Raw genomic sequence first — 14,546 nt, forward strand, 5'->3', positions numbered from 1 at the left:
TGCTACCCCTTACTGCGCCTGCACACGCAGCTCTGCTGCGCTACGACTACGGTGACCCAACAGTGCTTTCACATCACTGGATTTCGGTTTTACCAGCGCGAATTTCGCCGAGAATGCTGGCCAGTTCGCCAGGATCTCTTCGCCGTGTGAAGAACCGGTATGTTGTACGTGCTCGGTAATCAGGCCGCGCAGGTGTTCCTCATGAATAGCCAGCGAGTCCACGCTCAGTACTTCTACCAGTTCCGGGTTCACGCGTTTGCGGAATTCACCGTCTTCGTCGAGCACGTAGGCGAATCCGCCGGTCATGCCTGCACCGAAGTTGACGCCGGTTTTGCCGAGAATACACACGATGCCGCCGGTCATATATTCACAGCCGTTGTCGCCAATACCTTCAACCACGGTAATAGCGCCGGAGTTACGCACCGCAAAACGCTCACCCGCACGACCCGCAGCAAACAGGCGGCCACCGGTAGCACCATACAGGCAGGTGTTACCAATGATGCTCGCCTCATGGCTACGGAAAGCAGAGCCAACCGGAGGACGCACTGCCAGCAGGCCGCCCGCCATGCCTTTACCGACATAGTCGTTGGCATCGCCTGTCAGATACAGCTCCACGCCGCCCGCGTTCCACACGCCGAAGCTCTGGCCTGCGGTACCGCTGAAGTGCGCTTTAATCGGGTCAGATGCCAGCCCCTGATCGCCATGCGTCTGAGCGATATAGCCCGACAGCGATGCGCCGACGGAACGGTCGGTGTTGCGGATATCGAACCAGAAGGTTTTGCTCTGGCGCTCGTCGACAAACGGTTTCGCCTGCTGTAACAGCTGGGCGTTCAGCACGCCGTTATCAAACGGCGGATTGTTTTCAGTGCAATGCAGCGCTTTACCTGGATGCGGTTCAGCGGTTTCCAGCAGACGAGACAGCTCCAGTTTCTGCTGCTTGGCGGTAAACCCATCCAGCTCTTTGAGCAGGTCGGTACGACCAATCAGATCCACCAGACGTTTCACGCCCAGTTGCGCCATCAGCTCGCGAGTTTCGCGGGCGATAAATTCAAAGTAGTTAGTCACTTTGAACGGCAGGCCGTGATAGTGGTTCTTACGCAGTTTGTCATCCTGAGTTGCCACGCCGGTTGCGCAGTTGTTCAGATGGCAAATACGCAGGTATTTACAGCCCAGCGCGACCATGGGGCCGGTGCCGAAACCGAAGCTTTCTGCACCCAAAATTGCCGCTTTAATGATATCGACGCCGGTTTTCAGACCGCCATCGACCTGCAGACGGATCTTGTGACGCAGACCGTTAGCCACCAGCGCCTGCTGGGTTTCCACCAGACCGAGTTCCCACGGGCAGCCCGCATATTTCACTGAGGAGAGCGGACTTGCACCGGTACCGCCATCGTAGCCGGCAATGGTAATCAGATCCGCATAGGCTTTCGCCACGCCGGTGGCGATGGTACCGACGCCTGGTTCAGAAACCAGCTTCACCGAGATCATCGCTTTCGGATTGACCTGTTTGAGGTCAAAAATCAGCTGCGCTAAGTCCTCGATAGAGTAGATATCGTGGTGCGGCGGCGGGGAGATCAGCGTCACGCCCGGCACCGAATAACGCAGTTTGGCGATGTACGGGGTGACTTTATCACCCGGTAACTGACCGCCTTCGCCCGGCTTCGCGCCTTGAGCGACTTTAATCTGAATGACATCAGCATTGACCAGGTACGCCGGGGTTACGCCAAAGCGACCGGAAGCCACCTGCTTAATGCGCGACACCTTGTTAGTGCCGTAGCGTGCCGGATCTTCGCCGCCTTCACCGGAGTTCGAGTTACCGCCGATGCTGTTCATGGCTTCGGCCAGCGCCTCGTGTGCTTCCGGGCTTAATGCCCCGATAGACATCGCTGCGGTATCAAAGCGTTTAAACAGTTCGGTTGCGGGTTCTACTTCGCTAATGCTTACGGCTTCATCGCCAGGTGTAATCGCCAGCAGATCGCGCAGCGTGGCCGCCGGACGCTCATTGACCAGCTTTGCATATTCCTGATAGTCGCTGTACTCGCCGCTTTGTACTGCCTGTTGCAGCGTGCGCACCACGTCCGGGTTGTAGGCGTGGTATTCGCCGCCGTGAACGTACTTCAGCAAACCGCCTTGGCTGATAGGCTTACGCGCCAGCCAGGCATGTTTGGAGAGGTTCAGCAGATCCTGCTGGAAGTCGGTAAAACCAGCGCCGCTGATGCGACTGACCACGCCCTGGAAGCATAAAGCCACAACATCATCGTGCAGACCAACGGCTTCAAACAACTTCGAGCAGCGGTAAGAGGCGATGGTCGAGATGCCCATTTTGGACATGATTTTGTACAGACCCTTGTTGATGCCGTTACGGTAGTTCAGCATCACGGTCCGGTAATCTTTGGCAATCGCCTGAGTGTCGATCAGACGTCCCAGCGTTTCATACGCCAGATACGGATAAATGGCCGTCGCGCCAAAACCGAGCAGAACGGCAAAATGGTGCGGGTCACGGGCGCTGGCGGTTTCAACGATGATGTTGGCGTCGCAACGCAGGCTTTGTTCTACCAGACGTGTTTGTACTGCGCCAACGGCCATCGGTGCCGGAACCGGCAAGCGGTTTTTTGCGATATTACGGTCAGAAAGCACCAGCAGCACCGTGCCGTTACGCACCATCTGTTCAGCCTTATCGCACAATGCTTTGACGGTCTCTTCGAGCGTGGTTTCAGTCACGTCGAAGGTGATATCCAGTCGGTCAGCGCGATAATGCTCCTCTTTCATGGTGGTGAGCTGGGTGAAATCGGAGTACAGCAGGATCGGCGACTTAAAGCTCAGACGGTGCGCCTGACCTTCGGCTTCGCAGAAGACGTTCATCTCACGACCGATGCTGGTGGCCAGCGACATGACGTGCGCTTCACGCAGCGGGTCGATCGGCGGGTTGGTGACCTGGGCAAACTGCTGGCGGAAGTAGTCATAAATGATGCGCGGCTGGCTGGAGAGCACGGCAAACGGGGTATCATCACCCATTGAACCGACCGCTTCCTGACCATTTTCACCGAGCACGCGGATAACGGAATCCAGCTCTTCAGCGCTGTAGTTAAACTGTTTCTGGTAGCTGGCGAGGGCGTCATCGTCCAGTTCACGGCTGCCGACCTGATCGTCAGCCAGGTCTTCGAAAGGCACCAGACGGCGGACGTTCTTCTCCATCCACTCTTTGTAGGGGTGGCGGCTTTTCAGATCGTCATCGGTTTCAGCCGAATGCAGAATGCGCCCGCTACGGGTATCGATAACCATCAACTCCCCAGGGCCGACGCGACCTTTCTCAACCACTTCATCTGGCTGATAATCCCAGATCCCGACTTCAGAAGCGCAGGTAATCAGCTTGTCTTTGGTGATGACGTAGCGCGCCGGACGCAGGCCGTTGCGGTCAAGGTTACAGGCGGCAAAGCGACCGTCGGACATTACAATACCCGCCGGACCATCCCACGGCTCCATGTGCATGGAGTTAAAGTCGAAGAACGCGCGCAGCTCCGGGTCCATATCCGGGTTGTTCTGCCAGGCCGGCGGCACCAGTAAACGCATGGCGCGGATGATATCCATCCCGCCAGCCAGCAGCAGTTCCAGCATGTTATCCATTGAGCTGGAGTCGGAGCCGGTTTCGTTAACGAACGGTGCGGCGTCGTGCAGATCAGGGATCAGCGGCGTCTGGAATTTATAGGTACGAGCGCGCGCCCACTGGCGGTTGCCGGTGATGGTGTTGATTTCACCATTGTGCGCCAGGTAGCGAAACGGTTGCGCCAGCGGCCAGCGTGGTACGGTGTTGGTGGAGAAGCGCTGGTGGAACAGGCAGATGGCCGATTCCAGACGCAGGTCCGCCAGGTCCAGGTAAAAGCGCGGCAGATCCGCCGGCATACACAGACCTTTATAGATATTGACCAGGTTCGACAAGCTACAGACGTAGAAGTCTTTATCTTCCTGGAGGCGTTTTTCGATACGACGGCGCGCGATGAACAGGCGACGCTCCATATCACGCGGACGCCAGCCCGCAGGGGCATTAACAAAAATTTGCTCGATACGAGGCAGGGAGGAGAGCGCAATTTCACCGAGAACACCTTCGTTAGTCGGCACGTCGCGCCAGCCGACAATCGACAGGGTCTCCTGCTGTAATTCTTCTTCTACAATGCGACGAGAAGCCGCTGCCAGCTCAGCGTCTTTATTTAAAAAGATCATGCCGACGGCGTAGTTTTTGGCTAAACGCCAGCCGCGCTCTTGCGCTACGATGCGGAAAAAGCGGTCAGGTTTTTGTAACAGCAGGCCGCAACCATCGCCGGTTTTTCCATCGGCAAGAATTGCGCCACGGTGCTGCATGCGGGCCAGTGCGTGTATGGCGGTACGCACTACCTTGTGGCTAGGTTCGCCTTCTATGTGGGCGATCAGGCCGAAACCACAGTTATCCCTCTCAAGGGATTTATCGTACAACATATCAGTGAACCTCCCCAGGCTCTGCGGGATTCCCATCTGGACCGTTGCGCACGGGCACACCAAGAGCATGGCGACGGGGTTTGCGTGTCATACGCTTACCTCGCATTCGCCCTCTTTATCCTTTTCGCACAGGTCAAACAAGTTTGAGGACTTGCTTCAGAGGGAATCTCAATTACTGCATAAATATGATGAGCAGACTGCTCATCCAGAAAGCTTCCAGCGGATTTCCAAGTTATCGGGAATCCACACACAGGTCAAATGGCAATCTTATTTATGCAAAAATGTGCTATTTGGCAATTAACTTTATGAAAATATTGAAATAAAAGGGTTTTATACATTGATATAACCTGAGGAGGATGCCCTGGGAAGTGTGATCTGTCTCACTGTAAGAGAGGCCGGATATCTCTCGTCCTCCCTTTGTTTATCGATATACTTGGCATTTTATGCTGGTTTTTAGAGTTTTGGCGTCTTAAAGATACTGTTTTTACGCTGAGAGTATAAGAAGATAAAAAAAACAGCTGGATATAAGGAAAAGTAATTATATTTTGAGTGAATGGAATTTCGATTATTTTGATTTGTTATGCAATAAATAAAGGCTCGCCAGGGCGATTGATCCAGGTCATCGCCGACTGGGGCAAAAAATGGCAGGCTTTGGCCTCTTTTCAAGGCGCGGTCTACCAGATTATGCAGTTACAGAAATTAGTCAATATGTTTGGTGGGGATCTTTCTCGCCGTTATGGGCAAAAGGTTCATAAACTCACGCTGCACGGCGGCTTTAGCTGTCCAAACCGTGATGGCACCATCGGACGCGGCGGATGTACTTTCTGTAATGTCGCCTCGTTTGCCGATGAAGCACAGCAGCACCATTCAATTGCCGAGCAGCTTGAGCATCAGGCGCAGTTGGTCAATCGCGCCAGACGCTATCTGGCCTATTTCCAGGCTTATACCAGCACCTTTGCGGAAGTACAGGTGCTGCGTTCGATGTATCAACAGGCGGTCAGCCAGGCCAACATCGTCGGGTTATGCGTTGGGACGCGCCCCGACTGCGTGCCGGATGCGGTACTCGATCTGCTTTGTGAGTATAAAGACCTCGGCTATGAGGTATGGCTGGAGCTCGGTCTGCAAACCGCGCATGACAAAACTCTGCACCGGATTAACCGCGGCCATGATTTTGCCTGCTATCAGAACACTACGCGGCTGGCGCGCGAGCGCGGGCTGAAAGTGTGCTCACACCTGATTGTTGGCCTGCCGGGAGAAGGACAGGCAGACTGTCTGCAAACCATGGAACGAGTGGTGGAGACGGGCGTTGACGGTATTAAGCTGCATCCGCTGCATATTGTGAAAGGCAGTACGATGGCAAAGGCCTGGGAAGCCGGACGTCTGCACGGAATTGAACTGGATGACTACACGGTTACCGCCGGGGAGATGATCCGCCATACGCCGCCAGAGGTGATTTATCATCGAATCTCTGCCAGCGCGCGTCGCCCAATGCTGTTGGCTCCGCTATGGTGTGAAAACCGCTGGACCGGGATGGTCGAACTGGATCGCTATCTCAATGCTCATGGTGTTCAAGGCTCTGCGCTTGGCACTCCGTGGATTCAGCCTGGGAGCTAACCATCCGGCAATCTGCGCCTGCTTGCCTGATGACGCTACGCTTATCAGGCCCACGTTGAATCTCTCCTCGGTCATTTCACCGATAACCTCCGCATTTCTTGCACAATCTTCAACGTCACGCTGAGAATTGAGTATTATTGTGCCAAGTTGTCGTGAAGGAACCCTCTATGAAGCAAATCCGTATGCTGGCGCAATATTACGTCGACCTGATGATGAAATTGGGTCTGGTGCGCTTTTCGCTGTTATTGGCGCTGGCGCTGGTCGTGTTGGCGATTGTGGTGCAGATGGCTGTCACCATGGTGCTGCATGGCCAGGTAGAAAGCATTGATGTTATCCGCTCTATCTTTTTTGGTCTGTTAATTACCCCCTGGGCCGTCTATTTTCTGTCAGTGGTGGTGGAGCAACTGGAAGAGTCCCGGCAACGCTTGTCACGACTGGTACAAAAGCTGGAAGAGATGCGCGAGCGCGATCTCAAGCTCAATGTGCAGTTGAAAGATAATATTGCCCAGCTTAATCAGGAAATTGTTGAGCGCGAAAAAGCCGAAGCGGAGCGCCTGGATACGTTCGAGCAGTTGAAGGTTGAAATCAAAGAGCGCGAAGAAGCGCAGATTCAGCTTGAGCAGCAGTCTTCCTTTTTACGCTCTTTCCTTGATGCCTCGCCAGATCTGGTTTTTTATCGTAATGAAGATAAAGAATTTTCCGGCTGTAACCGTGCCATGGAACTGCTGACCGGCAAGAGCGAAAAGCAGTTGGTGAATTTAAAACCGGCTGATGTTTACTCCCCTGAGGCGGCAGAAAAGGTCATTGAAACCGACGAGAAGGTGTTCCGTCATAACGTCTCGCTCACCTACGAACAGTGGCTAGACTATCCTGACGGGCGCAAAGCCTGCTTTGAAATTCGCAAAGTACCTTACTATGACCGCGTAGGTAAGCGGCATGGTCTGATGGGTTTTGGGCGCGATATTACCGAGCGTAAGCGTTATCAGGACGCGTTAGAGCGCGCCAGCCGCGATAAGACCACCTTCATTTCTACCATCAGCCACGAACTGCGCACTCCGCTTAACGGCATTGTCGGCTTAAGCCGGATCCTGCTGGATACGGATCTGACCGCTGAGCAGGAAAAATACCTGAAAACAATCCACGTCTCTGCCGTGACGCTGGGGAATATTTTCAACGATATTATCGACATGGATAAGATGGAGCGACGTAAAGTTCAGCTCGATAACCAGCCGATCGATTTCACCAGCTTTATGGCGGATCTGGAAAACCTCTCTGGCCTGCAGGCGCAGCAAAAAGGGCTGCGTTTTGTGCTTGAGCCGACGTTACCACTGCCGCATAAGGTCATTACCGACGGCACGCGTTTGCGGCAGATTCTGTGGAATCTGATCAGCAACGCCGTGAAGTTTACCCAGCAGGGGCAGGTAACCGTGCGGGCGCGCTATGACCAGGGGAATATACTGCATTTCGAGGTTGAAGATTCCGGGATCGGTATTCCGCAGGATGAGCAAGATAAAATCTTCGCCATGTATTATCAGGTGAAGGACAGCAATGGCGGCAAACCGGCAACGGGAACCGGGATTGGACTGGCCGTATCGAAGCGTCTGGCGAAAAACATGGGCGGTGATATTACGGTCTCCAGCCAGGCTGGCAAAGGCTCCATCTTTACGCTGACCGTGCATGCGCCTGCGGTAGCGGAAGAGATTGAAGACGCCTTTGAAGACGACGACATGCCGCTGCCAGCCCTGAATGTGCTGCTGGTGGAAGATATCGAACTGAACGTTATTGTCGCGCGTTCAGTGCTGGAAAAACTGGGCAACAGCGTGGATGTCGCCATGACCGGGAAAGCCGCGCTGGAAATGTTCACGCCGGGCGAATATGACCTGGTGTTGCTGGATATTCAGCTACCGGATATGACCGGTCTGGATATCTCGCGCGAGCTGACGCAAAAATACGCCCGTGAGGACCTGCCGCCGCTGGTTGCGCTTACCGCCAACGTTCTCAAAGATAAAAAAGAGTATCTGGACGCGGGAATGGACGACGTGCTGAGTAAGCCGCTGTCGGTTCCGGCGTTAACCGCCATGATCAAAAAATACTGGGATACCCGAAACAAAGAGGAGAGCACTGTGACATCTGAAGAGAGCAGTAAATCGCAAGCGCTGTTAGATATTCCTATGTTGGAACAATACCTCGAGCTGGTGGGACCGAAGTTAATAACCGACGGGCTGGCGGTGTTTGAGAAGATGATGCCGGGATATTTGAGCGTGCTGGAGTCCAATCTGACCGCACGGGATAAAAAAGGCGTTGTTGAGGAAGGCCATAAAATTAAAGGCGCGGCAGGTTCCGTGGGGCTGCGCCATCTGCAACAGTTAGGTCAGCAAATCCAGTCGCCAGATCTTCCAGCCTGGGAAGATAATGTTGCTGAATGGATTGAAGAGATGAAGCAGGAGTGGCAGCACGACGTGGCGGTATTGAAGGCCTGGGTGGCGAGCGTGGAAAAAAAATGACCCCGGCTTGACCGGGGTGCGCGAATACTGCGCCAACACCAGGGAAATCGTGGCTGCGCCGTAAATTATTATCATTGTTTACAAGGGCGCAGCCCTAATTTTCAGGCCGCACGCAGTTAAGATAGCAAATCTTAAATAATTTGTTACATGAATCAGTTAAATGTGTGAAGCGTAGCATTTAAATCATAATAACTAATATGTTTCAGCCAGTTGAGAAAGGAGTATCACGATGAAAAAAGTGGGTGTAGTGCTCAGCGGATGCGGCGTGTATGATGGCGCAGAGATCCATGAAACTGTTCTCACGCTTCTGGCGATTGCCCGCAACGGCGCTCAGGCCATCTGTTTCGCACCGGATAAACAACAAGCGGATGTGATTAATCATCTGACCGGCGAGCCGATGCAGGAAACGCGTAATGTGCTGATTGAAGCCGCCCGTATAACACGCGGTGATATTCGCCCACTTGCTCAGGCAGTCTCAACGGAACTGGATGCGTTGATCGTGCCAGGCGGGTTTGGCGCGGCCAAAAATCTGAGCAATTTTGCCAGCCAGGGCAGTGAGTGCCGGGTTGATAGCGACTTAGCTGCGCTGGCGGTGGCTATGCATCAGGCGGGTAAGCCGCTGGGATTTATGTGCATTGCGCCTGCCATGTTACCTAAAATTTTTGACTTTCCGCTGCGTCTGACCATCGGTACTGATATTGATACGGCAGAGGTGCTGGAAGAGATGGGCGCAGAACATGTGCCTTGTCCGGTTGATGACATTGTCGTTGATGAAGACAACAAAATCGTCACCACTCCCGCCTATATGCTGGCGCAGGACATCGCTCAGGCCGCGAGTGGTATCGATAAACTGGTATCACGTGTGCTGGTGCTGGCTGAATGAGAAAAGGAGTTACCGCCTTTCTGCGACGTATCTTTCTGCGGGCGGTCGTTGTCCTCGCCGTATTCTGGGGCGGGGGCATCGCACTTTTCAGCGTGATGCCAGTCCCTTTCTCTGCCGTGATGGTCGAGCGGCAACTGAGCGCATGGTTGTCCGGTGATTTCGGTTATGTGGCGCACTCGGACTGGGTGAGCATGGATGAGATCTCACCGTGGATGGGACTGGCGGTGATCGCCGCGGAGGACCAGAAGTTTCCCGAGCACTGGGGATTCGATGTTTCCGCCATAGAGAAAGCGCTGGCGCACAACGAACGTAATGAAAACCGTATTCGCGGGGCGTCGACGTTATCGCAACAGACGGCAAAAAACCTCTTTCTGTGGGATGGACGTAGCTGGGTGCGTAAAGGTCTCGAAGCCGGGCTAACGCTGGGTATGGAAACCGTCTGGAGCAAGAAGCGTATTCTGACCGTTTACCTGAATATTGCTGAGTTTGGTGATGGGGTTTTCGGCGTGGAGGCAGCGGCGCAGCGCTATTTCCATAAGCCAGCCAGTCGGCTGAGTCTGTCTGAAGCGGCCTTGCTGGCGGCGGTATTACCCAATCCTTTGCGTTTTAAAGCGAATGCGCCTTCTGGTTATGTGCGTAGCCGTCAGGCGTGGATTATGCGCCAAATGCGCCAGCTAGGCGGTGAGTCGTTTATGCGGGAAAATAAGCTGTATTAACGGGTTTATTGCCGGATACGGCGTAAATGCTTTATCCGGCCTACGGGAGTATGACGTTGCCGTGTAGACCTGATGAGCGCAGCGCTTCAGGTACTCGACTAATCTTCATCAAACCCTGAATTAAACAGGGCAATCACCGCTGCCAGGGCTTCCACTTCCTGTGGACCCGTGGCTTCAACTTCTATCTGACGCCCTTTGGCGGAATCCAGCATCAGCAGAGCGATAACACTGTTTGCCTCGGCTTCCGTTCCTTCATCATTACGCAGCAAAACTTCTGCTTCAAAACCCTGCATCAATTCAAACAGTTTCATGGCTGGGCGAGCATGCATACCCAGCTTATTCGTGATTTCAACGGTTTGCTTCACGGTCATGATTTACGTTTTTCCAGCGTACGATGGCGTGACTGTACGTTTTTACCGCGTGAGCGGAAGTAGTCTGCCAGCTGCTCTGCAATATACACCGAACGGTGTTTCCCGCCGGTACAGCCGATAGCTACGGTGAGGTAGCTGCGGTTGTTGGTCTCCAGCATGGGTAACCATAGCTCAAGATAGCTGCGAGTCTGGTAGATAAAATTGTGTACTTCTGTGTGCCTGTCAAGGAAGGCGGCAACGGGGCGGTCAAGACCGGTCATCGGGCGCAGCTTCGGATCCCAGTGCGGGTTAGGCAGGAAGCGCACGTCAAAGACGTAATCCGCGTCAATTGGGATACCGTGTTTGAAACCAAAGGATTCGAATACCATCGTCAACTCGCGTTCACGCTTGCCCAGCAGGCGAGTACGCAACATTTCCGCCAGTTCATGCACGGACATTTCGGAGGTATCCACGATCAGGTCAGCACGAGAGCGCAGAGGCTCCAGCAAATCGCTTTCCTTATCGATAGCGCTCTCCAGAGATAAGTTCTTGCTGGAAAGAGGATGCAGGCGACGCGTGTCGCTGTAGCGGCGAATCAGGGTGTTACGATCGGCGTCAAGGAACAGCAACTGTGGTGAGAAGCCTTCAGGCAGATTGTTCATTGCCTGCTCGAAAATCTCTGGGGACTCAGGCATGTTGCGCACATCAATGCTGACGGCCGCAGAAATCTGGCGATCGGCCAGAGTTCGAGCCAGATCGGGCAACAGCACTACGGGAAGGTTATCCACGCAGTAAAAACCCATATCTTCCAGCGCTCGCAGGGCGACAGATTTTCCTGACCCTGAACGACCGCTGACGATCATCAGTACCATGTACTGTTTCTCCTCACAACGACAAAAAAGGATGCCATTGGGTTGTTATGCTTCATCCAGTCCACCTTCGGTGTCCGTGATGATTTGATACAACTCCTGGTCACTCTGTGCTGCGCGCAGGCGGCGGCAGATGGTTTTATCGGCCAGACGTTTGGCGACCAGCGACAACGTATGCAAATGCGTCTTGGTTTGGTCTGCCGGAACCAGCAGGGCGAAAAGCAGATCGACGGGTTGATTATCAATGGCGTCGAAAGCAATTGGCGTTTCAAGTTGCACAAACACGCCAACTGCGCGCATCGTGTCTTCTTCCAGCTTTCCGTGCGGGATAGCAATTCCATTACCGATGCCGGTACTGCCCATTTTTTCACGCGTCAGAATGGCTTCAAATACCACCTGAGAGGGCAAGCTGAGCTGTTTTGCCGCCAGTTCGCTGATGATTTCCAGCGCGCGTTTCTTGCTTTGGCAGTGAACGCCAGCGCGTGTACATTCCTGGTTAAGAACATTGCTCAGTTGTAGAGTCGTATCGTTATTTGTCATAATTTCACCTAAGCGCTAACTGTACAAATGGCCCGTTGTGCTACACAACAGGCCGTCCTGCACCCGCTAACTGCCCGGACAAGTTAGTGCTGTTTCAGTTTATCTTTATGTTTTGTTAACTGCCGAGCCAGTTTATCAATTAAACCGTCAATGGCGGCGTACATATCCTGACCTTCCGCGCTGGCATGAATTTCGCCACCGTTCACATGCAGTGTTGCGTCCGAGATATGTGTCACCTTCTCCACTTTCAACACAATATAGACCTGATTAATCCGGTCGAAATATTGTTCTAGCTTGGCGAATTTTGTATTAACAAAATCGCGTAAGGCTTCAGTGATTTCGACGTTGTTTCCAGTGATGTTGAGCTGCATAGTGTCTTCCTTATCGGTTGGGTCAGACCAGCTGTTTGCGCTGGTTCGACGGCGGAATGGATAAAGACTCTCGGTACTTCGCAACAGTGCGGCGTGCCACCATGATACCCTGTTCTGACAGCATAGAGGTTAACTTGCTGTCACTCAGCGGTTTCGCGGGGTTTTCCGCAGCAATTAATTTCTTCACCAGTGCACGGATAGCTGTGGATGAGGCTTCGCCTCCGCCTTCAGTGTTAACGTGACTGGAAAAGAAATACTTCAATTCAAAAATGCCGCGCGGACTGTGCAGATACTTTTGCGTGGTCACTCGGGAAATGGTCGATTCGTGCATCTCGACGGCCTGGGCGATATCCGCCAGCACCATCGGTTTCATAAACTCTTCGCCTTGATCAAAGAAGGCTTGCTGCTGTTCAACGATACAGCGACTGACGCGCAGCAGCGTATCATTGCGACTTTCCAGGCTTTTAATCAGCCACTTCGCATCCTGCAGATTGCTACGAATAAACTGGCTGTCAGCATCGTTGCGCGCGCTGTTGCACATGGCGGCGTAGTGCTGGTTAATCTGCAACCGTGGAATGCTGTCGCCGTTGAGTTCTACCACCCAGCGATCGTTATGCTTACGCACCAGTACATCCGGAATAACGTATTCTGGCTCCCCGGTCTGGATAGACTGCCCAGGTCTGGGGTCCAGGGACTGAATAAGATTGACGGCTTCTTTCAGCACATCTTCTTTCAGCCGGGTTACGCGCATCAGCGTGCGGAAGTCATGGTTGGCTAACAGATCGAGGTGATCGCTGATGATCAGGCGCGCTTCTTCCAGCCACGGCGTGGCTTTATCAAACTGTGAAAGTTGGATCAATAAGCAGTCGCGGAGATCTTTGGCCGCCACGCCCACGGGATCAAAACGCTGAATGCGTTTAAGCACGGCTTCGATTTCGTCCATGCCGACGTCGTCATCGCCCATGCTTTCGAGAATATCGTCCAGGGTTACGGTGAGATAACCGGTTTCGTCTACCGCATCAACAATGGATGTCGCAATTGCGCGATCGGTATCCGAGAACGGGGTCAGCTCTACTTGCCACATCAGGTAATCCTGCAGTGATTGCGTGGTCTCACCCTGATACACAGGCAGTTCGTCGTCGATGTAATCCCCGCTGGTGCCAGAAGGCGTACCGGCGGTGTAAATTTCATCCCAACTGGCGTCAAGCGGCAGCTCCTCTGGCATCTCTTTTTGTTCGAGAGCATCTGCGGTGTCGAGGGATTCGCTGTCCTGTTTTTCCTGGGTATCAATTTCGTCGTGAAGATCGGTTTGCTCGAGCAGTGGGTTACTTTCCAGCGCTTGCTGAAGTTCTTGCTGAAGTTCCAGCGTGGACAGCTGCAACAGACGGATAGCCTGTTGTAGCTGAGGCGTCATCGCCAGTTGTTGGCTAAGCCTGAGTTGCAAACCTTGCTTCATGTTCAGAGTTGTTCTCTCCTGCGGTGACGTGAAGTCTTCTACCCTATCAGAGTCTGAAGTCTTCCCCAAGGTATACGCGTTTAACGTGCTCATCCTGCAGTATTTCTGTTGGCGTGCCATGCGCGATCAGGTGGCCCTGACTCACGATGTAGGCGCGCTCACACACTGCCAGCGTTTCGCGAACGTTATGGTCGGTAATCAGCACCCCAAGCCCGCTGTCGCGCAGGTGTTCGATGATCCGTTTGATATCAATAACGGAAATCGGGTCAACACCAGCAAACGGTTCATCCAGCAGGATAAATTTCGGATTCGCGGCCAGTGCGCGGGCGATCTCCACGCGGCGTCGTTCACCACCGGAGAGCGACTGTCCCATGCTGTCACGCAGGTGTTCGATGTGGAACTCTTCCATCAGCTCGTTGGCGCGATCTTCCCGCTGCTCGCTGGTAAGATCGTCACGAATTTGCAGCACCGCCATCAGGTTATCAAACACGCTCAGGCGACGGAAAATAGACGCTTCCTGCGGCAAGTAGCCGATGCCGCGACGCGCGCGCGCATGCAGAGGCAGCAGGCTGATGTCTTCATCATCAATGATAATGTTGCCCGCATCACGTGGGACAATGCCGACCACCATGTAAAAGGTCGTTGTCTTGCCCGCACCGTTAGGACCGAGCAGACCGACGATCTCCCCGGAGTTGACGGTCAGACTGACATCTTCCACCACACGGCGGCCCTTATAGGCTTTTGCAAGGTTCTTTGCAGTTAATGTTGCCATA

11 protein-coding genes are annotated in these 14,546 nt (G+C 53.6%); 4 read left to right on the plus strand and 7 right to left on the minus strand.

All coding sequences use genetic code 11. The annotated features are described in order from the left end of the window. Window positions 1-9: 9 nt before the first annotated feature. On the minus strand, window positions 10-4,470 hold the full coding sequence (gltB, locus tag OGV65_RS00405; RefSeq protein WP_286454488.1) for a glutamate synthase large subunit: 4,461 nt from the start codon (window positions 4,468-4,470) through the stop codon (window positions 10-12). Between the two features lie 684 nt (window positions 4,471-5,154). On the opposite strand from gltB, the gene mnmL reads away from it, so the two are divergent. The 4 genes from mnmL to mtgA all read left to right on the plus strand — a co-directional run bounded on the left by mnmL (window position 5,155) and on the right by mtgA (window position 10,187). Further along, window positions 5,155-6,084, plus strand: a complete 930-nt coding sequence (mnmL, locus tag OGV65_RS00410) for a tRNA modification radical SAM protein MnmL/YtqA (RefSeq protein WP_137352392.1) — start codon at window positions 5,155-5,157, stop codon at window positions 6,082-6,084. 167 nt (window positions 6,085-6,251) lie between these two features. After that, window positions 6,252-8,588 (plus strand): aerobic respiration two-component sensor histidine kinase ArcB, encoded by a 2,337-nt coding sequence (arcB, locus tag OGV65_RS00415; protein WP_286454489.1) that lies wholly within the window; start codon window positions 6,252-6,254, stop codon window positions 8,586-8,588. 229 nt (window positions 8,589-8,817) lie between these two features. After that, a complete protein-coding gene (gene elbB / locus OGV65_RS00420; protein ID WP_200047085.1) occupies window positions 8,818-9,471 on the plus strand; it encodes an isoprenoid biosynthesis glyoxalase ElbB in 654 nt (217 codons plus the stop codon). Next, window positions 9,468-10,187: a monofunctional biosynthetic peptidoglycan transglycosylase gene (mtgA, locus tag OGV65_RS00425; protein WP_016157575.1), complete on the plus strand. Its 720-nt coding sequence runs from the start codon at window positions 9,468-9,470 to the stop codon at window positions 10,185-10,187. The genes elbB and mtgA overlap by 4 nt, the downstream gene beginning before the upstream one ends. Before the next feature lie 98 nt (window positions 10,188-10,285). Here mtgA and npr read toward each other — a convergent pair whose 3' ends face one another. The 6 genes from npr to lptB form a co-directional block, all read right to left on the minus strand. Then, complete coding sequence (npr, locus tag OGV65_RS00430) at window positions 10,286-10,558, minus strand: PTS phosphocarrier protein NPr (RefSeq protein ID WP_003828770.1); 273 nt, start codon at window positions 10,556-10,558, stop codon at window positions 10,286-10,288. Next, window positions 10,555-11,409, minus strand: coding sequence for an RNase adapter RapZ (gene rapZ, locus OGV65_RS00435; protein WP_003025085.1), 855 nt, complete (start codon window positions 11,407-11,409; stop codon window positions 10,555-10,557). The genes npr and rapZ overlap by 4 nt, the downstream gene beginning before the upstream one ends. Before the next feature lie 45 nt (window positions 11,410-11,454). Then, on the minus strand, window positions 11,455-11,946 hold the full coding sequence (gene ptsN, locus OGV65_RS00440; protein WP_016154690.1) for a PTS IIA-like nitrogen regulatory protein PtsN: 492 nt from the start codon (window positions 11,944-11,946) through the stop codon (window positions 11,455-11,457). 83 nt (window positions 11,947-12,029) lie between these two features. Then, entirely contained in the window at window positions 12,030-12,317 is a 288-nt protein-coding gene (gene hpf, locus OGV65_RS00445; RefSeq protein ID WP_003025078.1) for a ribosome hibernation promoting factor, read from the minus strand. A gap of 22 nt (window positions 12,318-12,339) precedes the next feature. After that, window positions 12,340-13,773, minus strand: coding sequence for an RNA polymerase factor sigma-54 (rpoN, locus tag OGV65_RS00450; protein WP_016154689.1), 1,434 nt, complete (start codon window positions 13,771-13,773; stop codon window positions 12,340-12,342). Window positions 13,774-13,819: 46 nt separating this feature from the next. Further along, window positions 13,820-14,545: an LPS export ABC transporter ATP-binding protein gene (gene lptB, locus OGV65_RS00455; RefSeq protein WP_003025073.1), complete on the minus strand. Its 726-nt coding sequence runs from the start codon at window positions 14,543-14,545 to the stop codon at window positions 13,820-13,822. Window position 14,546 lies beyond the last annotated feature (1 nt).

This window comes from Citrobacter sp. Cb004 (genome assembly GCF_030337065.1).
Lineage (GTDB): Bacteria > Pseudomonadota > Gammaproteobacteria > Enterobacterales > Enterobacteriaceae > Citrobacter > Citrobacter braakii.

What these genes read in the sequence shown, in the direction of transcription:
- gltB (WP_286454488.1), bottom strand. Translation starts at nt 4,470, where the DNA reads ATGTTGTACGATAAATCCCTTGAGAGGGATAACTGTGGTTTCGGCCTG.
- mnmL (WP_137352392.1), top strand. Translation starts at nt 5,155, where the DNA reads ATGCAGTTACAGAAATTAGTCAATATGTTTGGTGGGGATCTTTCTCGC.
- arcB (WP_286454489.1), top strand. Translation starts at nt 6,252, where the DNA reads ATGAAGCAAATCCGTATGCTGGCGCAATATTACGTCGACCTGATGATG.
- elbB (WP_200047085.1), top strand. Translation starts at nt 8,818, where the DNA reads ATGAAAAAAGTGGGTGTAGTGCTCAGCGGATGCGGCGTGTATGATGGC.
- mtgA (WP_016157575.1), top strand. Translation starts at nt 9,468, where the DNA reads ATGAGAAAAGGAGTTACCGCCTTTCTGCGACGTATCTTTCTGCGGGCG.
- npr (WP_003828770.1), bottom strand. Translation starts at nt 10,558, where the DNA reads ATGACCGTGAAGCAAACCGTTGAAATCACGAATAAGCTGGGTATGCAT.
- rapZ (WP_003025085.1), bottom strand. Translation starts at nt 11,409, where the DNA reads ATGGTACTGATGATCGTCAGCGGTCGTTCAGGGTCAGGAAAATCTGTC.
- ptsN (WP_016154690.1), bottom strand. Translation starts at nt 11,946, where the DNA reads ATGACAAATAACGATACGACTCTACAACTGAGCAATGTTCTTAACCAG.
- hpf (WP_003025078.1), bottom strand. Translation starts at nt 12,317, where the DNA reads ATGCAGCTCAACATCACTGGAAACAACGTCGAAATCACTGAAGCCTTA.
- rpoN (WP_016154689.1), bottom strand. Translation starts at nt 13,773, where the DNA reads ATGAAGCAAGGTTTGCAACTCAGGCTTAGCCAACAACTGGCGATGACG.
- lptB (WP_003025073.1), bottom strand. Translation starts at nt 14,545, where the DNA reads ATGGCAACATTAACTGCAAAGAACCTTGCAAAAGCCTATAAGGGCCGC.